This window comes from Streptomyces sp. NPDC091280 (assembly GCF_044768565.1).
Lineage (GTDB): Bacteria > Actinomycetota > Actinomycetes > Streptomycetales > Streptomycetaceae > Streptomyces.
Genome location: NZ_JBIVUZ010000002.1, coordinates 360,355 through 380,910, shown reverse-complemented (window position 1 = coordinate 380,910; position 20,556 = coordinate 360,355). Strand labels below are relative to the sequence as shown.

Annotated in this window: 14 protein-coding genes; 3 read left to right on the top strand and 11 right to left on the bottom strand. The window is 72.0% G+C overall.

Annotated elements, in window-relative coordinates; translation table 11 throughout:
* Window positions 1–26: 26 nt before the first annotated feature.
* The 8 genes from ACIQPR_RS08300 to ACIQPR_RS08265 form a co-directional block, all read right to left on the bottom strand.
* Window positions 27–1,730 (bottom strand): glycosyltransferase, encoded by a 1,704-nt coding sequence (locus ACIQPR_RS08300; protein ID WP_403643828.1) that lies wholly within the window; start codon window positions 1,728–1,730, stop codon window positions 27–29.
* A gap of 42 nt (window positions 1,731–1,772) precedes the next feature.
* Window positions 1,773–2,546 carry an ABC transporter permease gene (locus ACIQPR_RS08295; protein ID WP_403643826.1) on the bottom strand — a complete coding sequence of 258 codons (774 nt, stop codon included), beginning with the start codon at window positions 2,544–2,546 and terminating at the stop codon, window positions 1,773–1,775.
* Window positions 2,543–3,550 carry an ATP-binding cassette domain-containing protein gene (locus ACIQPR_RS08290; RefSeq protein ID WP_403643823.1) on the bottom strand — a complete coding sequence of 336 codons (1,008 nt, stop codon included), beginning with the start codon at window positions 3,548–3,550 and terminating at the stop codon, window positions 2,543–2,545. Before ACIQPR_RS08290 ends, ACIQPR_RS08295 begins: the two co-directional genes overlap by 4 nt.
* A gap of 8 nt (window positions 3,551–3,558) precedes the next feature.
* Complete coding sequence (locus ACIQPR_RS08285) at window positions 3,559–4,695, bottom strand: Gfo/Idh/MocA family protein (protein ID WP_403643820.1); 1,137 nt, start codon at window positions 4,693–4,695, stop codon at window positions 3,559–3,561.
* A gap of 119 nt (window positions 4,696–4,814) precedes the next feature.
* Window positions 4,815–5,531, bottom strand: a complete 717-nt coding sequence (locus ACIQPR_RS08280; protein ID WP_403643817.1) for a zf-HC2 domain-containing protein — start codon at window positions 5,529–5,531, stop codon at window positions 4,815–4,817.
* Window positions 5,528–6,100: a sigma-70 family RNA polymerase sigma factor gene (locus ACIQPR_RS08275; protein ID WP_403643814.1), complete on the bottom strand. Its 573-nt coding sequence runs from the start codon at window positions 6,098–6,100 to the stop codon at window positions 5,528–5,530. Before ACIQPR_RS08275 ends, ACIQPR_RS08280 begins: the two co-directional genes overlap by 4 nt.
* A 127-nt stretch (window positions 6,101–6,227) precedes the next feature.
* On the bottom strand, window positions 6,228–7,229 hold the full coding sequence (locus ACIQPR_RS08270; RefSeq protein ID WP_403643811.1) for a DUF1996 domain-containing protein: 1,002 nt from the start codon (window positions 7,227–7,229) through the stop codon (window positions 6,228–6,230).
* Between the two features lie 105 nt (window positions 7,230–7,334).
* Window positions 7,335–8,264, bottom strand: a complete 930-nt coding sequence (locus ACIQPR_RS08265) for a CHRD domain-containing protein (RefSeq protein ID WP_403643808.1) — start codon at window positions 8,262–8,264, stop codon at window positions 7,335–7,337.
* A 170-nt stretch (window positions 8,265–8,434) separates the two neighbouring features.
* Here ACIQPR_RS08265 and ACIQPR_RS08260 point away from each other — a divergent pair, with 170 nt between their 5' ends.
* From ACIQPR_RS08260 to ACIQPR_RS08250, 3 genes are all read left to right on the top strand, one after another.
* Window positions 8,435–8,893, top strand: a complete 459-nt coding sequence (locus ACIQPR_RS08260; protein ID WP_403643805.1) for a hypothetical protein — start codon at window positions 8,435–8,437, stop codon at window positions 8,891–8,893.
* A gap of 187 nt (window positions 8,894–9,080) precedes the next feature.
* Window positions 9,081–9,371 (top strand): hypothetical protein, encoded by a 291-nt coding sequence (locus ACIQPR_RS08255; protein ID WP_403643802.1) that lies wholly within the window; start codon window positions 9,081–9,083, stop codon window positions 9,369–9,371.
* Between the two features lie 37 nt (window positions 9,372–9,408).
* On the top strand, window positions 9,409–10,026 hold the full coding sequence (locus ACIQPR_RS08250; RefSeq protein WP_403643799.1) for a hypothetical protein: 618 nt from the start codon (window positions 9,409–9,411) through the stop codon (window positions 10,024–10,026).
* 144 nt (window positions 10,027–10,170) lie between these two features.
* On the opposite strand, the gene ACIQPR_RS08245 is transcribed toward ACIQPR_RS08250, so the two are convergent.
* From ACIQPR_RS08245 to ACIQPR_RS08235, 3 genes are all read right to left on the bottom strand, one after another.
* Complete coding sequence (locus tag ACIQPR_RS08245) at window positions 10,171–14,547, bottom strand: FtsK/SpoIIIE domain-containing protein (protein ID WP_403643796.1); 4,377 nt, start codon at window positions 14,545–14,547, stop codon at window positions 10,171–10,173.
* 106 nt (window positions 14,548–14,653) lie between these two features.
* Window positions 14,654–14,950, bottom strand: coding sequence for a WXG100 family type VII secretion target (locus tag ACIQPR_RS08240; RefSeq protein ID WP_393661911.1), 297 nt, complete (start codon window positions 14,948–14,950; stop codon window positions 14,654–14,656).
* A gap of 80 nt (window positions 14,951–15,030) precedes the next feature.
* Window positions 15,031–20,409, bottom strand: coding sequence for a beta strand repeat-containing protein (locus ACIQPR_RS08235; protein WP_403643793.1), 5,379 nt, complete (start codon window positions 20,407–20,409; stop codon window positions 15,031–15,033).
* Window positions 20,410–20,556: the final 147 nt, after the last annotated feature.

Sequence of the window (20,556 nt, the reverse complement as noted above, 5' to 3'; positions counted from 1 at the left end):
CATCGGGCGCCGAACCGGTCCACCGGTCATCGGGCCGGCGGGAACTGGACGGGCGGGAGCCGGTCGGGCGGAAGCTGTGCGGGCGGGACCTGTGCGGGCCCCGCGGCGGAGTCGTCGGTCGGCGAGGCCTCGTGTCCCGGTCGGGCGGTGGGACCGTGGACCGTCTTCTCCCAGCTGAACGGTGACCGGACCAGCTGCCACAGACCCCGCCAGCCCGCGAAGGCGTGCAGGAGCCAGTAGAGCGGGACCAGCAGGGCCGTCCACCAGGACAGACGGCGGCGGGCTGCGGCGATCAGCATCGCCCCGGCCATGAGCGCGGCGCTCCCCCACATGGCGAGCGCACCGAACGCGCAGCCGGGCCGTCCCGCCCAGGCGGCCCCGGCCAGCAGGAAGGCGGCCGGCCAGCACATGAAGACCACCGGGGTGCCGAGGACGATCCCGAGGAGGGACACCAGCCCGGAGAGGCCGAACCGGCGGAGCGTGTCGCCGGGACGCCGGGTGTAGACGAGTCCGGTGAGCAGATAGCCCTTGAGCCAGCGGGTGCGCTGCATGATCCAGGCCCAGGGCCGGGCCGGGCACTCCTCCCAGGTGGTGGAGTCGGCGATGGCCACGCGGTGGCCGGTGGCCGCGAGCCGCAGCCCGAGATCGGCGTCCTCGGTGACGTTCCACGCGTCCCAGCCGCCGACCCGGCGCAGCACGTCGGTGCGCAGGTGGTTGCTCGTGCCCCCGAGCGGCACGGGCAGGCCGAGGCGCGCGAGGCCCGGCAGCATCAGGTCGAACCAGAACGCGTACTCCAGGCCGAACAGCCGGGTCAGGACGTTGCGGCGCTCGTTGTAGTAGTTCAACTTGGCCTGGACGCAGGCCAGTCGCTCGCCACCGGCGGCGAACTGCCGGGCCACCTTGCGCAGTTGGTCGCGTTCCGGCCGGTCCTCGGCGTCGAAGATCACCAGCAGCTCGCCGCGGGCCAGCATCAGACCGAGGTTGCAGGAGCGCGGTTTGGTCTGCGGCGGGCCGGGGGCCAGCGCGACGACGCGGACGAAGCCGGGGGGATCCACGGCCCGTACGGCATGGGCCGTGGCCTCGTCGTGCCGCTCCACCAGGACCAGGATCTCCAGCTTGTCCCGGGGGTAGTCGAGTCCGGCGAGCCAGCGCACCGTCTCGCCGATGACGGCCTCCTCCTGGTAGGCGGGCACCAGCACGGTGTAGCTCGGCAGTTCGGCGTCGGACAGCTCCGGGCCCGCGGCGGGCGGGGGCTGTGCGGACACCGCGGCGAGGCCCAGCTTGAACAGCAGGCCGAGGCTGAAGAGGACAGCGAGGGCCGTCATGACGACGCCGAGGCCACCGGCCAGCAGCGTGCCGACGACCACGAGGAGGAGGATCCCGGCCGCCGCCCGCTGCCAGGGCCGGACCCCGGTGCGGGCGGCGTGCTCGGGGTGGGCGCGGGTGAACGCGTTGGCCATGTCGTCGGCGACCTCGTCGAGGCGGGTGTCGACGACCAGTTCCTGGATCTCACGGCGGCCGGTCGCGCGGAACACCGGCGTCTCGCCGGGGAACCAGTGGCCCAGGTCGGGCGGGTCCCCGGCGGTGGCGACCAGGACTCCGGCGGGCGTGCGGCGCAGCGGGATCCAGTCGCCGGCCAGCATCTCGGCGGCGGGGATGTGGGCGGAGCAGGCGGGATCGATCCCCTCGGCGGGCTCAGGTGCGGGGGTACGGGCGGTGACAGGGTGCATGGGGGCATGCCTCTTCATCGCGGGAACGGTGGGGGTGTGCGGTCACACGGAGGTCCGGTAGGCGCGGAACGCCAGATGGCTGACGCCGGTCAGCAGCGCCGCGAGCAGCGCGAGTCCGCCGCAGCGGACGAGGACGGCGGCCCAGCCCGGGTCGGCGGCGAGCGCCGAACGTCCGGCCACCAGCGCCCAGTCGACCGGGTTGAGGGCGGCGACCCGGCGCATCCAGTCCGGCATCAGACGGGCCGACATGAAGGCCGTCGACAGGAAGGTGAGGGGCAGCAGCAGGAAGGTGTTGAGCGCGATGACGGTCTCGCGCCGCCGCACCAGCAGGCCGAAGGTGTGCGAGAGGGCGCTGAGGGCCATGCCGAGCAGCACGGCGGCCGTGATCAGCACGGCGACGCCCGGGGCGCCGCCCGCGTAGTGCGCGCCGCCGACGAGACCGAGCAGCACGATGACCAGGGACTGCACGACCGTACTGAGGGCGTGTTCCACCACGACACAGCTCACCAGGGCGCCACGGCGCACCGGGGTGATCAGGAAGCGGTCGAGGGTGCCGCGTTCGATCTCGTCCAAAGTGCCCATGCCCGCCCAGGAGTTGAAGGACAGGGCGTTCATCACGACGATGCCGGGGACGAGGTAGTCCAGGTAGGAGTCCGCGCCGAAGCCGGGCAGTTCGACGACGCGCCGGAACAGGCTGCCGAACAGGAAGAGCCAGACGACCGGCTGGACCAGGGTGATGACCAGGTAGCCGGGCTGCCGTACGACCACGCCGAGCCGCCGGTGGGTCAGCCACAGGACGTCCCGCACGCCGTTCACCCGGGCACCCCTGCGGGCTCGGCGGGCGCCGGGGAGCGGCGGCCCACGTGGCGCAGGTACACGTCGTCCAGGGAGGGCCGGGCGACGGTGACGGCGGCGACGGACAGGCCCGCCCGGTCGAGGGCCGCGAGGGCGCGGGGCACGGCGGCGGCGCCGTCGTCGGCGCGGGCGCTCAGCCGCCGTCCGGCGAGGGTGACCTCCCGGAGGTCCGGCAGGCCGGCCAGGACCAGGCGGGCGATCTCCGCGTCCCCGGTGTCGGGTCCGGTGCGCAGGTCGACATGGACGGCGTCGCCGCGCAGTTCGCCCTTCAGTTCCTCGGGCGTGCCCGTGACGACGATCCGCCCGTGGTCGACGAGGGCCAGCTGCCGGGCGAGCCGGTCGGCCTCCTCCAGGTGGTGCGTGGTCAGCAGGACGCTCAGCGCGTGGTCGGCGACCAGCTGTTCGATCTCGTCCCACATCGCCGTACGGGACTCGGGGTCGAGGCCGGTCGTCGGCTCGTCCAGGAACAGCACCCGGGGGGTGTGCACCAGGCCGAGGGCGACGTCGAGTCGGCGGCGCATGCCTCCCGAGTAGGTGCGCACGTCCCGGCCGGCCGCGTGGGCGAGGTCGAACCGGTCGAGCAACTCCCCCACCCTGCGGTGCAGTTGGCTGCCGCGCAGGCCGTAGAGGCGGCCTTGGAGGGTGAGGTTGGCGCGCCCGGTGGTCATCGGGTCGGCGCCGGAGCGCTGGGCGACGACGCCGATGGCGCGGCGCACCCGGTCGGGGTGGCGCAGGGCGTCGTGTCCGGCGACCCGTACGGCGCCGGAGTCCGGGCGGGCCAGGGTGGTGAGGATCTTCATGGTGGTGGACTTGCCGGCGCCGTTGGGGCCGAGCAGCCCGAAGACGCCGCCGGGTGCGACGGTGAAGGAGAGTCCGTCGAGCGCGCGGACGCCTCCGGGGTAGGTCTTGACGACGTTCTCCGCCTCGATGGCGAGAACCGTGGCAGTGGGGGGAGGGACGGACATGAGCCGCCTTACGTCGGGTCGAACGTGGTCTGGAGGACGGTGTGGGCCACGCCGGTGGGACCCGAGACAGCGAGGGTGATCTCCAGCACGTGCAGGGCGTGCCGGGCGGTGAGCCGGGGGGCGGTGCCGGTCCGTACCGCCTGCGCCAGGTCGGCGATGCCCCGGGCGAAGTCCATGACGTGCCCGTGGTGGCGGTCGTAGCGGTGGGGGTGGTCCGCCGGGCGGACGAGCGGCACCTCGTGGGGTGCGGTCAGGTAGTGGGGTGTCTCCGGTGACATCTCGGTCCGCTCGCGGACGGTGACGGGGGCGCCGTAGTCCCAGCAGTCCGGGACGCAGAGCACTCCGTCGTCGCCGACGATCCGCAGCGAGTGGTCCTCGGGGGCGACGGTGCCGCAGGTCAGCCGGGCGACGACACCGGAGCGGAAGCGGATCAGGGCGCAGCCGAAGTCGGGGGCGAGTTCCGCCGGGTCCAGGCCGGGGGCCTTGTCGGGCGCGAGCAGCGCGGCGTACGACATCACCTCGCAGGCCGGTCCGAAGAACGCGGTGAGCCAGGTGAGGTAGTAGGCGGCGTGCTCCAGGGCGGGGCCGACGCGGAACTCGTCGGCGTAGGGCCAGGGCGCTCCGGAGGGGCTCGTCCAGTCGCGGAAGTTCATCTGGTGCACGGCGCCGTCGTCCAGTTCCGCGTAGACCAGGCGGGGCCGGCCGACGAGGCCCCCGGCGAGGGCCGAGCGCACGGTCTCGGCGGTCTCGCCGAGCAGGGAGCAGGGGGCCGAGGACAGGACCAGGCCGTGCCGCTCGGCGTACTCGACGAGTTCCGTGGCCTGCCACAGCTCCTCGGCGAAGGGTTTCTCCGAGTAGACGTGCTTGCCCGCCTCCAGACAGCGGCGGGAGATCTCGTAGTGGCTGTGGGGGTTGGTCAGATTGACGGCGACGGCGACGGTGTCGTCGGCCAGGAGTTCGTCCAGGGAGGTGTACGACCGGATGCCGTGGTGGTCCGCGAGCTTGCGGGCGCGCGCCTCGTCACGGTCGTAGACCCCGCGCAGGACCAGTTCGGGGTGGTTGGGGAGGGTGGCTAGGTAGAAGTCGGCGACATAACCGCATCCGATGAGAGCGATCCCTGTCGCTTCCGGGGTGAGGCCGTCCACGGGGGGCTGTACCTGTCCTTCCGCAGGGCACGTCGGCCTGGCCGCGCGGCGGATGCCGCGCGGCCGGAGCCGATGTGGTCGGGTGGTGCCGATGTGGTCGGGTGGTGCCGGGATCCGCGTCAGATCTTCAGGGAGACGTATTCCTTGCCCTGCTCGTTCTCCACGACGATCTTGGAGACGTCGTCGATCGGGACGGCCGCGGAACCGTCGAGGTTCGCGCCCTTGTCCTGGTCCGCGACGACCCAACTGCCCGCGATCTCACGGCTGCCGTCCTTGGACTCCACGATGAGACGGCAGTGCTCGCCCACCGGGATGCCGGCCACCGAGGCGTTCACCCGGACCCAGGAGGCGGCCGGGGTGACCCGTACCGTCATCCGGCTGCCGGTCGACGCGCTGGTGCCGGAGGCCACCCGGGTACCGACGGGCGGCGGGGACGCGGGCGCGGAGATCGAGGACTGCGGCAGGTCGGCGACATCGTGGCCGGTGACGCCCATGCTCCTGCCGACCAGCACCCCGCCGCCCAGCACCGCCGCCGCCGCGACCGCGGCCACCGCGGCGAACAGCGTGCGATGCCGGCGGACCTCTCCGTCCCGTTCGTTGCGTACCTGCCGGAGCGTCCGCTGGAGCAGCAGGTCGCCGCCCTCCGGAGGGCCGTCGAGGAACGCCTCCGGCGGCACCTCGCCGAGGGCCGCTTCCATCTCCCGCAATCCGTCCAGTTCTTCGCGGCACCGGTCGCACGACGCCACGTGGTCGTCGACGGCCCGCGTCTCGCGCTCGTCCAGTGTGCCGAGGACATAGGCGCCGAGCAGCGCGCTGTCGTGTTCCTTGATGCTCATGCCGCCACCTCCTTCAGCGCGACGAGCTTCGCCGGTCCGGGTTCGTCTCTGTACAGGTCCCGCAGTTGCTTCAAGGCATAGTGTGATCGCGATTTGACGGTTCCGGGAGGTATTCCGAGAGCTTCGGCCGCCTCGGCGACACTACGGCCCTGGAAGTAGATCTCGTTGAGCACGTCCCGGTGGTCCGGGGAGAGCCGGTCGAGGGCCTCGATGACGAGCATCGAGTCCACCACGCCTTCCGCGTGGTCCTTCTCCACCGGGGTGGTGCCCACCGACTCGGCGACCTCGGTCGGCCGCGCGGCCTTCGCCCGGTACCGGTCCATGATGATGTTGCGCGCCACGGTCAGCAGCCAACCACGCACCGAGCCCTTGCCGTTGACCAGGGACTCCTGGTTCTTCCAGGCCCGGATCAGGGTCTCCTGGACGACGTCCTCCGCGGCGGCGTGGTCATTCGTGAGCCGCTTCGCGTAGGCGAGCAGGGCCCCGCCGTGTTCCTCGTACAAGGACCGGATGAGCACCTCGTCGGTCGTTCTCTGCTTGTCCCGCGCGCGGGGCCACAGCGCCGCCATCCACTTTCTCCCGTCCTCTCCTTGACTGACGCGATCAACACGGATGGCAGCCGGAGGTGGTTCGATCGGAACTCGTAAATATCTCGCGGACTTCGGCGTCGCACGTCAGGACGCAGGACGTCACGCGTCAGGACGCGCGGCAGTGCCGTCCGTCGTTCAAGCAGCCGACCAGGACCAACATTTGACGGTCCGTCATGACGTCGATGAACATGCCGTGGTCGGTGCGCGGGTCGTGCTTCTCCTCCGGGAAGGAGTCCACGGCGTACGGGACACCGGGCGACAGCGCGTAGGTGAGGGTGACGCGCAGCTGCGGGATCGCGAAGGTGGCGTGCGGACACACCCCGTCGGCCGCCGGGAACACCACATGGGTGCGATGGTCGGCACTGTCGGTGGACAGTCCGTCCCAGCAGCTGGGGAAGTCGAGGGTGCGGGTGGGACCGCTGCCCTGCGGGCACAGCGTGTACTTGGTGGTGAAGCGGTCCTGGAAGCCCGAACACCCCCACTGGGCACGGACGTTGGCGTCGCCCGTGTAGAGCGCGACCGGGTCGCCGGTGACCAGGCGCAGGAACCGGGGCATGGCGACGACCTTGCTCACCGGGTTGCCCCGGAAGTCGATCACCACCGAGGACGGAGTCAGGATCCGCCCCATGTTGTCGTCCAGACCGCCGCCCATGGCGTGGGCGTCGCTGCCCATGCGGTCCAGCCGGCGCAGCACGGGCCAGTAGTACGTGGAGCGGTCGCCGCCGACGCAGGTGGTACCGGCCGCGGCCAGTTCCGAGTTGCTCGACAGGTAGTTGGTCGACACGTTGCCCACATAGTCGTGGACGTGGTGTGCCGAGCCCCTGACTCCGGGCGAGACCACGAGGTTGTCGGCGTTGAGATGGCCGTTCCGATTGCGGCCGCAGTCCTCGGTGTAGGTGCCGGTGGAGGCGTCCGGTTCGATGGCGGGGAGCACGCTCCGGGGTACCGAGGCGATGTCGACGTAGCGGTCGGCGGCCGGCCCGGACTGCGCCGCGGCCGGTTTGCCGGTGGCGATGACACCGGCGCCGAGCACGGCCGACACCCCGACGACGGCGGGCAGGACGATTCGGATGAGACGGGCTCTTGAACGGAAGAGTCGAGTCCACACGCAAGCAGCGTCGCAGGGTTGTCCAGACCAATCAAGTTACGTCTTGAAGCATGACGGAATCTCCACCTCGGTTCGCCCGACCGCCAACTGCTGTTGAACGGCGGGTCAGTTGAAGAGCTGGCCGCGGACCGCTCCGTCGGGGAACTCGGCGGTGTGCAGGTTGGAGTAGAAGCCGGTCGGGTCCTTCTTGATCTGTGCCAGCACCGAGGGGTCCTGGACGGCGGTCGTGCCGGAGATGGCGAAGATGTTCTGCGGCACCGGGGTGACGAAGAGCGGGATCTTCACGTCGCCGTTGTGGCCCTTCGTGCCCTGGTGGATGTGGCCGGCCAGCGGGGTGCCGATGTTCACCCAGGCCAGCGAGTAGCCGACCTGGCCGTTCTCCGGGTACAGGAACGTGACGGCGTGGCCGTCCGGGTCGCCGACCCGCTTGGGGTCTGCGGTGGGCACCTCCTGGCCGCCGTCGGCGAGCGCGCGCAGCTTGCCGCCGCGGATGATGCTGAGCGGGTTGACCGGCTTGGCCAGCGGGCGCAGTTGGCCGCGCACGGCGCCGCCCGGGAACTGCGCGGTGTGCAGGTTGACGTAGAAGTCGGCCGGGTCCGTGCGCAGTTGGCGGGCGAGTGCGGCGTCGGTCACCGAGGTCTGGCCGGCGGCGGACTGCACGGTGGACGGCATCTGTGTGGTGAACAGGCCGACCTTCACGTCGCCGTTGTGACCGGCGGCGCCCTGGTGGATGTGGCCGAGGGTGGGCCGGTCGATGCCGTTCCAGGACAGCGCGAAGGTGATGCGGTCGCCCTTCACCTTGACCAGTGCCACCGCCCTGCCGTCCGGGTCGCCGACCGCGGGTCCGCCCTTGACGGGGACCTCCTGGTCGCCGGAGAGCTGGGCGATGAGGGAGACGGCGGGCTCGGTCGCCGACACGGCGGCGGCCGACGCCCGCGCGCCGGAGCCGTGGCCGTCGTGGGCCAGGGCCGGGGTCGCGGCGCACAGACCGGCGACGAGCACGGCCGCCGCCGCCGAGAGAGACACCTTGCGCATTTCTTTTCTCCGTCCGGGATTCGGTCCGATGTGCTGCCCGAATCACGCGCGGACCCGGCCGGCGGTTCAATTCCCGGACCGGATCGGAGAACTGAACCCGAAAGGCGCCCGGCACGTGTGGGACGCGGGGACACGCCCCCTCGAATTCACGGCTGAGAGAGGTCACCACAATGCGTGCACGGACGGCTCTGATCGCGATACCGCTGGCTCTGGCACTGGCCGCCTGCGGCGGTGGAAAGGACACCGACGGAAAGGCGAAGGGGTCCGGCACGACCGAGGCCGTCGCCGTCAAGGAATCCGGTCTGGGCTCGATCCTGGTCGACGGCGAGGGCCGGACGCTGTACGCCTTCACCAAGGACAAGGGCGGCGCGAGCAACTGCGACGCCAAGTGCATCGCCGTGTGGCCCGCGTTGACCGGCAGCGGCAAGGCGACCGCCGGCAAGGGCGCCCGGTCCGCGCTGATCCGGGCGGCCCACAAGTCCGGCGGTGCCGTGCAGACGACGTACGGCGGCTGGCCGCTCTACTACTACGTCGGCGACGCGGCGCCCGGTGACGTCAACGGGCAGGGCCTGGACGGGGAGTGGTTCGTGGTCGGGGCGGACGGCAAGCTCGTGCGGAACGGCACCTGAACGCGCACCCGCCCGAGCGGTGGACGGCACGCGAGCCCCGGTGGGCGGCCCGCGTGCCGTCCGTGTTCTCCCCCCTGAACCCCAACTGTTCTTCTCCCACGGCCCGTTGAACCGACCCGCCCCGGGAGGCGTTCCTGGGGCGGGGCGGGACAGACCCGCCGACCCGAAGCGTCCAGGGAGGAGCCCCATGGCCGAGATCGACATGCCCGGAGACGAGGTGGAGCGCCTCGGCCAGTTGCTGGGGCGGGTGATGGACCTCATCGAGACCAGGTCGACCGGCTTCAACGCCAACGACGTGGGCGCGCCCCTGGTGGACGCCGGCTCCAACTTCGACAAGAAGTGGGGCGACGGGCGGTTCCAGCTCAAGCGGAACAGCAAGGACCTCAAGGACGCCTGCGAGGCGATCGTCAAGGCGTTCGCGGACGCCGACGAAAAGATGGGCTCGCAGCTCACCAACACCGACGGAAGTAAGTCCTGAGACGGCTGCGGCCGGACGACCCAAGGAGCACGGTCCCATGACCAACGGTTCGCAGACCTTCGGGATCTCCATCCCGGAGAACTGGACGGAGTACGACCTCGGCGGTGACACGCTGTCCGAGCGCCGCGCGGAGATGCTGCGGCAGACGCCGGACAAGCCGACGCGGGACGCCGTCAACCAGGCCTTCCGCAACGCGCGCCGGATCATGGAGGGCGCTCGCCGGCGCGGTGCCGTCTACGCCGCGGGCACCACCACCATGTACGAGGACGGCCTGCTGATGGCCGGCCTGATGGTGTTCAGCCTGACCCCGCCGCCCGGCGAGGACTTCTCGGCGCAGGGCCTGGCCAAGCAGTTCTCCGCGTCCGGGGAGCGCAAGGGCGAGGGCACGGCCCGTACCTTCACCACGGAGACGCTGCCGCAGATCGGGCCGGTCGGCCGGATCGTCGGGGTCGAGGAGAGCGAGATCGGCGGCGGGGTGTCGTACAAGGTGGTGGTGATGCACACCGTGGTGCCGGTGCCCGGCAGCCGGAACGTGCTGATCATCACCTGCTTCAGCCCCAACCTGCCGGTGGCCGACCAGCTGTACGACCTGTTCGACGCGATCACGGGCACGTTTGCCTTCGGCGAGGGGGCCGTGGTGGCTGCGGGGCGTTGAACCGGCGGCGGTATTAGACGAGTTCGCCCCCTGGCCAGATCGGCCAGGGGGCGGATTCTTGTGCCGGTTCATGAGCGAGAAGCCACGACCTGCCGGTTGTCGTCCCCGGCTTGGTCGTGGCTGGTCGCGCAGTTCCCCGCGCCCCTACGGGGCGCTCGTCCTCGGTACCCGGACCGTCAGGAAGCGGCCGTCGCCGGTCTGGAGGTGGGCGCGGCCCGGTTCGCTGTCCTGGCCGATGAGGCCGCGGGGCAGGCGCGCGCCGACGAGTTCGCCGTCGCTGATCGAGCGGGGCGCGAGCAGGGCTCCGCAGCGGTTGCGGCGGACGATGGTCTGCCAGCCGGACAGGCCGCCGAGCAGGACCTCGTTGTTGCCGGCCACGATCAGGCCCCAGCCGTCCCCGGCGCTGCCCCGGGCCAGGGAGGCGAGGTCGTTGTCCAGCTCCGAGTTGATCATCAGCTCGGCGTCGTCCACCAGGATCGCCCCGGCCGGGCTGTCCACCTTGCCGAGCGCGGTGCGGAAGTCGGCGACCTCGACATCGGCGTCCGTGAAGACGTCGACCACGCCGGGGTGGCCGGCGAGCTTGCGGAGCGGCGAGCTGCGGGGCGTGATCACCACGATCTTGGTGCCGAGTTCGAGCAGCGAACGGGCCATGGTGAGCAGGACCGTGCTCCGGCCGGAGCGCGGCGGTCCGCCGATGATGAAGGACGGGATCTGGGTGAGGTCGGTGCCCTGGGCGGAGAGTTCGTCGCCGCCGACGCCGACCATCGCCCACAGCGGGGAGACGCCCCGCGGCCTGCGCGCCAGGGCCTCCTCGAAGCCGAGTTCGTCGGGCAGCACGTCGACCCGGAACGGGCGTCGCGCGTCCGGCACGCCGGCGTCCCGTTCGGTGGTCCGCTCGCCCAGCGCGACCAGTGCGCGGGCCTGGCCGGCGCCGCTCGGGTCGGCGCCGTCGACCAGCGCGATCTGGGCGGTGGTCGCGTCCTTGGGCTGGAGCGCGCGGCCGGCCGGCAGGTCCTCCGGGACGGACCGCACCTGGAGGCCCACCATCGAGTAGTCGCTGCGTTCGTTCAGGCGGAGCACCAGCTTGTCCTCGGTGGTGGAGGAGAACCGGTTCTGGCTGAGCACCCGGTCACCGGCCAGCACCAGGTGCACGCCGACGCTGGCGCCCTCGCGCATCAGCAGGACCATGGCGTCCAGCACGCTGCCCTGGTCGAAGGAGGCGTACTCCCGGTCGAAGGCCTCGAAGCGGTCGAGCATCACCACGATGTGCGGGGGCCGCTCCTCCTCGGGCAGGTTGCGGCGCAGTTCGGTGAGGTCGGCGACGCCCTGCCGGCCGAGCAGCGCGCGCCGCCGGGCGATCTCGGCGGTGAGCCGGTTCAGCAGGCGTACGACCCGCTCGGCCTCGCCCCGGTCGACGACCGCGCCGCAGTGCGGCAGCCCGGTGAGGGCCTGGAGGGCGCCGTTGCCGCAGTCGAGTCCGTAGAGGTGGAGGTCGGCGGTGGAGTGGGTGCGGGCCAGCGAGGCGGCCAGGGTGCGCAGGGTCTGCGAACGGCCGCTGCGCGAGGAGCCGATGATGTGCAGATGGCCCATCCGGTCGAGGTCGAAGACCAGTTCCCGCTGGGTCTGCTCGGCGGGCACGTCGACCAGTCCGTACGGCACCGCGGGCAGCTGTCCCGGGGCGGCGGGGGCGCCGGTCAGGTCGGTGAGGGCGAGGATGTCCGGCAGCGGCGGCAGCCAGGGGCGGCGCGGGGCCGGTACGGCGAGCTGGAGGGCGGCGCCGCGCACGGCCTCGACCAGCACGGACAGGTCGGTGACCGGTTGTACGGCGCGTTCGGTGACGGCGGTGCGGGGCAGCGGGTCGCCGAGTTCCTCCCAGTGGAGTTCGGTGAGCACGGGGGCGGGGGCCTCCTCGTCGGCCGCCGCCGCGTCGAGGCGACGGCCGCCGATCCGGCCGGTCTGGAACGGCAGCAGTGCCGCGTGCCCGAGCCGGGCGTAGGCGCGGCCGGGGGTGCGGGGCGAGAGCTGGCCGGAGTCGGGGGCGTCGATGATGTCCCGGCTCTCGGAGGTGTCGGTGGTGCGCAGGGCGATCCGCAGGTTGGTGTTGGCGCGGATGTCGGCGGTGACCGCGCCGGAGGGCCGCTGGGTGGCGAGCATCAGGTGGATGCCGAGGGAGCGGCCCCGCTGGGCGATGTTGACCAACCCGGAGACGAAGTCGGGCAGTTCGCGGACCATCGAGGCGAACTCGTCGATGACGAGGACCAGTCGGGGCAGCGGCGCGAGGTCGGGCTGCCGGGTGCGCTTGTCGGTGTAGTCGTCGATGTCCTTGGCGGCGGCCTGGGCCAGGATGTGTTCCCGGCGCCTGAGTTCGGCGCCGAGGGAGACCAGGGCGCGTTCCACGAGGTGGGTGTCGAGGTCGGTGACCATGCCGACGGTGTGCGGCAGGTCCTCGCACTCGGCGAAGGCGCTGCCGCCCTTGTAGTCGATGAGCACGAAGTTCAGCTCGTCGGGCCGGTTGGCGACGGCGAGACTGGCCACCAGGGTCTGCAACAGCTCGGACTTGCCGGAGCCGGTGGTGCCGGCGATCAGTCCGTGCGGTCCGTCGGCGGCGAGGTCGACGGCGAACGCCCCGTCGACACCCGCGCCCAGCACCGCCCGGGTGCTGCGTCCGCCGAGCAGCCAGCGGGCGGCGACGCCGTCCGGCATCGGCGGCTCCAGGCCGAGGACGTCGAGCAGTCGTACGGATCCGGGCAGCAGGCTCTCCTCGGCCTCGTCGCCGATGTCCCGCAGCGGGGCGAGGGCGCGGGCGACGCCGACGGACCAGGCGCGGCCGGGCGCGTCCATGAGCACGTCCTCGACGGGGTCGGAGCCGGTCTGCTCGACGCGCAGCCGGCCGTCGGCGCCGACCACGGCGACGGCCTGGCACTCCTCGGGCAGGAAGCGGGCCTCGGCGTCCACGCAGATCGCGTACACGCCGACGGCCGGACCCTCGCGCAGGATCTGGATGACACCGGGCAGGGCGCGCAGTCGGCGGGCGCCGTCGAGGACGACCAGCAGATCGGGTTCACCGGCGGCACCGCCGCGTGCCGCCCGCTCCCCGGCGGACTGCCGGGCGGCGATGACGGCGCAGATCTCGGCGATCCGGCGGCCGGTGGACTCGGCGGTGGCGCCGACCATGCTGCGGGTGTCCTCGCCGAGCGGGGCGGTGTGCGGCAGCCAGTGCACCCAGGACCAGCGGTCCTCGCCGCCGCTGCCCGCGAGGAAGCAGATCCGCAGGTCGGTGGGGCTGTGCAGGGTGGCGGCCTGGGCGGCGAGCCAGCGCACCAGCGGTTCGGCGGCGGCCTGGCCGGCCACGCCGAGCACGCCGGCCGCGCGCAGCGGCACGGTGACGGGCACGGCCCGGGTGGTCCGGGTGATACGGCGCCGGTGCTCGGCCTCGGCCGGGTCCTCCAGCTCCACATAGGCCGGGCGGTCGGCGACGCCGAGCCGCAGCAGCAGGAAGTCCTCGTCGCGCCAGCGGCGTTCCCACAGCCGCAGCCGGGGTCCGGCGGCGATGAGCAGGGTGCTCGCGGGGTCGGGGCTGGCGGCCCGCCGGGCGCGCTGCTCGGCGAGCACCGCCTCGTCGACCTCGGTCTCCAGCTCGGTCTTCTTCCGCTCGTACTCGGCGACCAGCTGCTCGTGGCTCTCCTTGCCGCGCTTCTTGCCGTAGAGCTGGTTGACCAGGGCGAGGACCGGGGAGAGCAGGCCGAAGACCAGGAAGCGGGTGTTGTGCGACACCGCCACGGAGACCAGGGACATCGCCAACGGCGCGAAGATCAGCGGCAGTTGGATCTTCCTACGGGGCGGCTTGCCGGGCGGCACCGGCAGCTTGAACCGGTTGCGCACGGGCGGCGGCAGCAGCCGCGGCGGCCGGTTGTAGTCGAGGCCGACGCCGTCCTCGGAGGGGACGAGGGCGGCGTCGGGGAAGGTGGGGGCGGTCAGTTCGAGCAGGGTCGGACCGGCCTTGAGGACACCGCCGGCCGGCCAGTTCGTCCAGTCGGGTACGGCGGTGTCGTCGAGGAGCATCCGCTCGCCCGGCGCGGAGCGGACGGTCACGGTGCCGTCGGCGACGACCTTGAGGTGGGCGGCCGTAGCGGCCAGGCCCTCGGCGGTCAGCCTGAGGCGGCAGGCGTGGCCGGCGCCGATCTCGTAGTCGCCGGGCGGCAGCCGGAACACGGCACCGGCGTCGACACCGCCGACGGCCCGCACCTCGACGACGCCGTCCGGTTCCCTGCCGGGCACGGCCACCGGCCTGTCCAGCGAGAGCAGACTGCCCGCCCGCAGGCCGCTGCCGCCCACCGGCTGGTCGTACGGCAGCTCGGTGCCGCTGTGGAAGAGGGCGGGCGGCGCGTCGGGGGCACCGCCGCGCAGCCGCCGGCCGAGTTCCTCGGCGAGCTCGCCGACCGGAACCGACGGGTCGGTCTCGATCATGATGTCCGCGGTCTGGCCCTGCTGCGGGTCGACGGCGGTGACGGTCAGACGCATGGTCGGTGCTCCTCGGTGCACACGGGGGATGCGGGGTATGCGGGGCGGATGCGGGCGGCCGGGCCGGGCCCGCTCGGACGGACCCGGCCCGGCCGGTGTGCCTGGCCTACTTGTTGAGGCTGCTGCCCATGTCCTCGTCGAGCTGGTTGAAGCCCTGGCCGACGCCGTCGAGGAACTTGGAGATGCCCGTCAGGCCGTCGATGACCTGGAGGTAGTGCTGGCGGAACTCGTCCACGAAGGGCAGGAAGTACTTCTTGGCGGCGGGAGTGTTGTAGCCGTCCTCGGTCAGCGCCTGGAGGTCCGCCGCGATCTTCTGCAGCTGGGCCACGGCCGTCTGGTACTCGTTCATGGTGTTGGCGGAGGCGGCGGAGGTCTTCTCGTCATTGACGATGTAGTCGGCCATCGGAATTCTCCCGTTTCTGTTTCGGAATTTCGTCGTCTCTTGGTCCGGCGCCTTACACACGTCCGGGGCGCCGGAGTGGTTCAGAGGGTGACGGGCTTTTCGTCGTGGGAATGCGCGAAGTCGATGTCGGCGTTGTTGTTCAGCTGTCCGAGCACCTTGGTGGGAATGGTGGAGACAGCCGTTTCCGGGCCCTTCGTCTTGAAGATGTAGGTGTTCTCCAGCTGTTTGTTGCCGAGCGAGCTGCCGATGCCGTTGCCGATACGGATGCCGGCGTTCTCCAGCACGGTGAGCGGGTTCGTGTGGTTGACGCCGATCTGGTAGGCGCCGCTGACGGTCTGGTTGAAGACGCCCTTGAGGATGCTGGTGAAGCCCTCGTAGAGGTACTCGCGGGTCTCGGTCGGGGGCACGGGGCTGCTGGTGTACGAGTAGTACTCGTGGACGGGTGAGTGCTGTTCGTTGACCGAGCCGACCGGGTCGACATGCGTGACGACGTCGCCGCCCGCGTCCTTGACCTTGGCGGCGCCATTGCTGCCGACGTCGACGCCGAAGGTGCTGCCGTCGGGTTTGGTGACGCTGCCGCTCACTCCGTCGCCCTTGACGTTCACGGTGGTCGTGTCGCCGCCGGCGGTGCTGGAGAAGGTGGCGTGGCCGCCGGGGTGCTGGGTGATGGTCGTACCGCTGTCGGGGTGGTGGGTGGTCGCGGTGCCGTTGTTGTCGAAGGTGGTGGTCGAGCCGCTCGGGCCATGGGCGCTCGGGGCCGTGCCGGGCTCGGTCGGCGCGAAGACCGTCGTGCCGTTGCTGAGCGTGGCGTGCGGGGGCGGTACGGGTCCCTGCACGCCGGGGTCCAGGCCCTGCACGTTGACGTCGGCGCCGGACAGCGAGCCGTCCTTGCCGACGACGACCGAGTCGTCCGGGCCGCCTCCGCCGCCGGGCACGGAGACCTCGAAGGAGCCGTCGCCCTTGGCCTTCACGTCGAAGTCGCCGCCGTGCACGGTGGACTTGCCACTGCCGCCGACCGGGACGTCCACGCTGGGGCCGCCGTTCTTGCCGCCCACGGTGAACGTCTCCGGGCCGTGCGGCGGGGTGTCGGTGGTGGGGTTGAGCGGGCCGTCGACGACACCGGACTTCTGGCCCGCGGTGCCCGCGTTCTCCCGGCCGTTGGGGGTCTTGGTGACGGTGACGTGCCCGGTGTCCACGGTGGTCTTGCCGCCGACGAAGCCCTCGTGGGACACGCTGGGGCCACCCCCGGGCGTGGTGAGGGTGACGCCGCTGGCGCCGTCGCCGTGGATGGTGCTGATCGGGGTCTGGCCGGGGCCGTTGCCGATCGGGCGGCCCGCGGTGTCGATGGGCACGTGGGTGTTCGGGTCGAGGTGGGTCCCGGAGGGGCCGAGGTGCTGGACGCCGCCGGGGCCGAAGGTGCCCTGGGCCGGTCCGTAGGTGGTGGTGAACTCGCCCTCGTGACCGGGGGCGGTGTCGTGGGTGACGACGCTGCCGGGCTCGGCGATCGGGTCGGCGCCCTTGGTGGTGATGGTGGGGCCGTTCGGTCCGTTGGACAGGGTGTTCTCGCCGCCCGTGACGTCCGCGTGGTGGCCGAACAGGCCGGGGCCCTCCTCCGGCGGTGTGTTGACCGTGACCTGGGTGTTGGTGCCGGTGATCTCGGCGCCGGAGGGCGAGTTGTGGACGGTGGCCTGGCCGTTGCCGTCGATGGTGTGGCCGACGCCGGAGGTGTCTTGGACGGTGGTGGTGACCGGGCCGTTCGGGCTGTCGGTGACGGTGGTGGTGAAGCCGCCGTCGGAGTGCGTGATGGTCGTGCCGTCCGAGGTGACGACGTTGCCGCCCTCGCTGATGACGGTCGGCTTCTCCGGGTTCGCCCCGACGCCGCCGCCCGGGTGCTGGACGGTGGTCGGCGGCAGGGTGGCCGCCGAGCCGTCCGGGCCGTGGGCGGTGAGGCCGCCGTCGGTGTCGACGGTGACAGTGCTGAGCACCGGGCCGCCGCCGTCCGGCTGGTGGGTGAAGACGATGCCGCCGTCGCCGTCGACCGAGGTCGTGACGCCCTGGGTGTCGATGCCGTTCGGGGTGAGTGTCGCGTCCGCGCCGTTGTCCCCGATGTCGGCGATGGTGGCGGCGCCCTCGCCGTCCGGGTGGACGGTGACGTTGCCGTTGGTGACGGTGCCCGCGTCGTCGACGGCGAAGGGGCTGCCGTTGTCGGTGGCGACGGTGCCGTGGGGCCCGTGGTCGACGGTGGTGTTGGCGCCGGCGGGGGCCGAGGTGCTGATCGTGCCGTCCGGGCCGACGCTGCCGTTCGCCGCGTTGCCGCCGTCGACATCGGTGTGGGCGCCCGTCTTGGTCAGCGTGGAGTTGCTGCCGTCCGCGGTGGTCACCGTGGTCGGGTGGCCGTCGGCGCCCGGGGTGACGGTGACCGCGGGCGGCTGGCCGGTGCCGTGCGGGCCGTGGTCGACGGTGGTCGGGACGTCTGCGCCGGTGCTGACCGTGGTGCCGCCGTGGGTGACCGTGGCGATGCCGTCGGGGCCGTGGGTGATCTGGACGGGGGTGGCCCCGCCGGTGGTGCCGGTGGTGCCGTTCGGGCCGTGGCTGATCTGGACGGGGCCGTGGTCGAGGGTCGTGGTGCCGTTGTTGACCGAGACCGTGGCACCGTTCTGGCCGTGGACGGTCACCGTGTGTCCGCCGTCGCCGTCCACGCTGACGGTGGTGTTGCCGATGCTGACGGGGTTGCCGGGGGTGGGCTGCGGGGCTCCTTCGACGCCCGGTTGGGCGGCGGTGGGCTGCGGGGCGCCCTCGACGCCCGGGGTGCCGCCGGTCGGGTGGGCGGTGATCTGGCCGTTGGCGCCGACGTCGAAGCGCTGCCCGTCGTGCTGGATGACCGCGCTGCCGTCCGGCCGCACCGTGGTGCCGCCCGCGGTGACGCCCTCGCCGGGGGTGTGGTGGATGCCGTCCACGCTGAAGTCGCCGCCCCGGCCGACCCCGAACCCGTTGCCGTCGGCGCCCTTGACGGTGAAGCCGGCCGGGTCGAAGTCGACCGTGTGCGTGCCGTTGGTCGCGCTGCCGCCCCCGGTGGTGTGGTCGGTCGTGATCCCGCCGACCGCGATGTCGCCGCCCGGGTGCACGGTGACCGGTGCGTGCCCGCCGCCGCCCGGGGTGACGTCGAGGGTGCCGGTGTTCCCGTGGAACTGCACGGTGTCGGGGTTGGCGCCCCCCGTGTTCACGGTGAAGCCGTTGTTGTCCAGGGTGGTGGTGTGCCCGGGGGCGTTGACGGTCGCGCCGCCGCCCGGGTTCAGGTGGGTCGTGGTGCCGCCGTCCGTGACGGTGACCGGCTGGTTGGTGTGCGGGGGCGGCACCGTGACGCCCTGCCCGCCCGGGCCGCCGTTGTCGAAGTGCACGGTGCCGCCGTTGTCGACGGAGGCGTGCGAGCCGTCCGGGAAGGACACCCCGTGGCCGAGGTTCCCGGAGTCCGCGGAGAACGTCGTAGTGCCGAGGTTGACGTTGACGGAACCGTCGGCCGGATTGTGGGTGATGACCGGGACGGCGGTGCCGTCCGGGTGCGAGGTGTTGAAGACCGAGTGGACGCCGTTCTGGTTGTCCACCGAGATGCCGGGCGCGTGCACCCCGCCGAAGTCGGGGCGGTCGGTGACACCGACACCGCCCGACGTGGAGATCTCGTGGCCGTTGAGGGTGAACTGCGGTGTCGTGCCCTGGCCGTCGGCGCCCGGCGAGCTGATCGTCGTCACGCCGTTCGAGTGGTCGACGCTGCCGAAGGAACCGGAGGTCGTGAAGTCGCCGTTCGGCTTCAGCTCGGTGTTGACCGGGCTCGCGCCCTTGCCGGGCACCGGGGTGTCGATCTTCGTCGTCGTGCCGTTGGAGGAGATCGCGTCCCCGGCCGGCGACTTGATGGTGTTCGCGCCGTTCTTGGTCTCCGAGGTGAAGCCGTCCGGGGTGGTGGTCTTGACCCCGGTGGAGGACTTCGCCGGCGAGAAGGGCAGGTCGTCGACGCGTCCCCCGTCGCCCGGGACCGAGGTGCCGCCGGCCGGTGTGATCTTCCCCTCGGTCTTGGTGCCGTCCGGGGTGGTCGCCTTGGTCTTCAGGATGCCGGTGGCGGGCTCCGAGGTGGTCGAGCCGTTGATGCCGTGGAAGCCGGACTTCTGCGGCAGCTCCTTGCCGTTGACGTGGAAGATGTCGGTGGCCTTGAACTTGCCGTTGGTGAAGCCGAGGCTCTCCGTCGAGAACGCCTTGTCGATGTTGCTCTTGAACTTGCCCTTGGTGGTGAAGGCGTCCTTGAACCGGTTGGCGAACCTGGTCCCGCCGAACAGCGAGAGCACACCGCCCGAGGCGGCGCCGATGAGCGAGCCGATGGCGGCGGGCCCGAGGTCGAACTTCTTGCCGTCGGCCGCCGCCGTGATCCCGGCCGCCGCGAACCCGAGCGTGAACTCGGTGCCCACGTCGATCCCGGCCTTGCCGAGGGCCGCGAGCGCCGGGTTGGCGCCGAGCCCCACCAGGCCCTTGCCCAGCGGGCTGATGACCTTCCGGAACAGCGTCGAGCTCTCGATGATCTTCGCCAGGGCGCCCGAGATCGTCCCGGCGCCCTTGCCCAGCTTGGCCAGCACCGGCGCGAGCTTGGCCAGCTTGGTGACCACCCCGCCGACCTTGCCGAGCGCGCCGAGCAGCACACCGCCGGGCACCAGCGTCAGGATGCCGATGATGATGTCGCCCGCGTCGAACTTGCCCTGCGAGGCCATCCGGATCAGCGAGGCGCCCAGCAGGGCCGCGCCCAGCAGCACGCCCACGAACGGGAAGAAGACGGCGACGATCCCGACGATGATGCCCGCGATGATCTCGACGAACGGGTTGTCCGCCAGGAAGTCGCCGAACTTCTTCAGGATGTTGCGTTCCGGGATCGCCTCGGCCGCCGCCTCGTCCAGGATGACGGAGGCCCGGCGCGAGCCGTCCTCGCGCAGCCGTTCCGCGTCCCGGCCCAGCGCCTCGGCGGCCGACAGCCGGCTCTTCGCCTCGTCGACCTGGCCCTGCTGGGTGTCGTGCGCCTGCACCTGGTCCGGGGTGGCGTCGGCGGCCAGCGTCGGTACGTCCGACTTGGCGGTCGCCTCCACCTCCTGGCCCTCGTCGATCGCCCGGTCCAGCATGTCCTGGGCGTTCGTCAGGGTGTCGGCGTACGTGGTGTAGGCCTCGGCCGCGTGCCGGAAGGAGTCCCGGGTCTTCGCCAGCATCCCCGGCAGATCCTTGTTGATCTTCTCCCGGAGGCCGTCCATCGCCTTGCCCTTGCCCTGCCGGATCGCGCCGTCACCCGCCAACAGGTCGACGGCCTCGCCCGCGCCGTCACCAAGATCCTGATACGTCCTGGCCAGCGTCCGGATCGCGTCCGGATCACCGGGGGTGGGGTCGTTCGCGAACCCCAGGACCTCCCAGCCAGTGGTGTGCCGTCGTGCCATCTCCACGCCTCCCCGCTTCTCGTTCGTTCGGCGCCCTGAGCACGGCCCAACTCACGGAACGGTTCAGAGAGTTTGAACCGACCGGCCACTCCACGCGTGTGACGGCCGACGCGCTCCCAGCCGCGCGTCGACGCCCCTGACGGAGGA

Coding starts and splice junctions, on each gene's coding strand:
- ACIQPR_RS08300 (WP_403643828.1), bottom strand. CDS start 1,730: ATGCACCCTGTCACCGCCCGTACCCCCGCACCTGAGCCCGCCGAGGGG.
- ACIQPR_RS08290 (WP_403643823.1), bottom strand. CDS start 3,550: ATGTCCGTCCCTCCCCCCACTGCCACGGTTCTCGCCATCGAGGCGGAG.
- ACIQPR_RS08280 (WP_403643817.1), bottom strand. CDS start 5,531: ATGAGCATCAAGGAACACGACAGCGCGCTGCTCGGCGCCTATGTCCTC.
- ACIQPR_RS08275 (WP_403643814.1), bottom strand. CDS start 6,100: ATGGCGGCGCTGTGGCCCCGCGCGCGGGACAAGCAGAGAACGACCGAC.
- ACIQPR_RS08265 (WP_403643808.1), bottom strand. CDS start 8,264: ATGCGCAAGGTGTCTCTCTCGGCGGCGGCGGCCGTGCTCGTCGCCGGT.
- ACIQPR_RS08260 (WP_403643805.1), top strand. CDS start 8,435: ATGCGTGCACGGACGGCTCTGATCGCGATACCGCTGGCTCTGGCACTG.
- ACIQPR_RS08255 (WP_403643802.1), top strand. CDS start 9,081: ATGGCCGAGATCGACATGCCCGGAGACGAGGTGGAGCGCCTCGGCCAG.
- ACIQPR_RS08250 (WP_403643799.1), top strand. CDS start 9,409: ATGACCAACGGTTCGCAGACCTTCGGGATCTCCATCCCGGAGAACTGG.
- ACIQPR_RS08245 (WP_403643796.1), bottom strand. CDS start 14,547: ATGCGTCTGACCGTCACCGCCGTCGACCCGCAGCAGGGCCAGACCGCG.
- ACIQPR_RS08240 (WP_393661911.1), bottom strand. CDS start 14,950: ATGGCCGACTACATCGTCAATGACGAGAAGACCTCCGCCGCCTCCGCC.
- ACIQPR_RS08235 (WP_403643793.1), bottom strand. CDS start 20,409: ATGGCACGACGGCACACCACTGGCTGGGAGGTCCTGGGGTTCGCGAAC.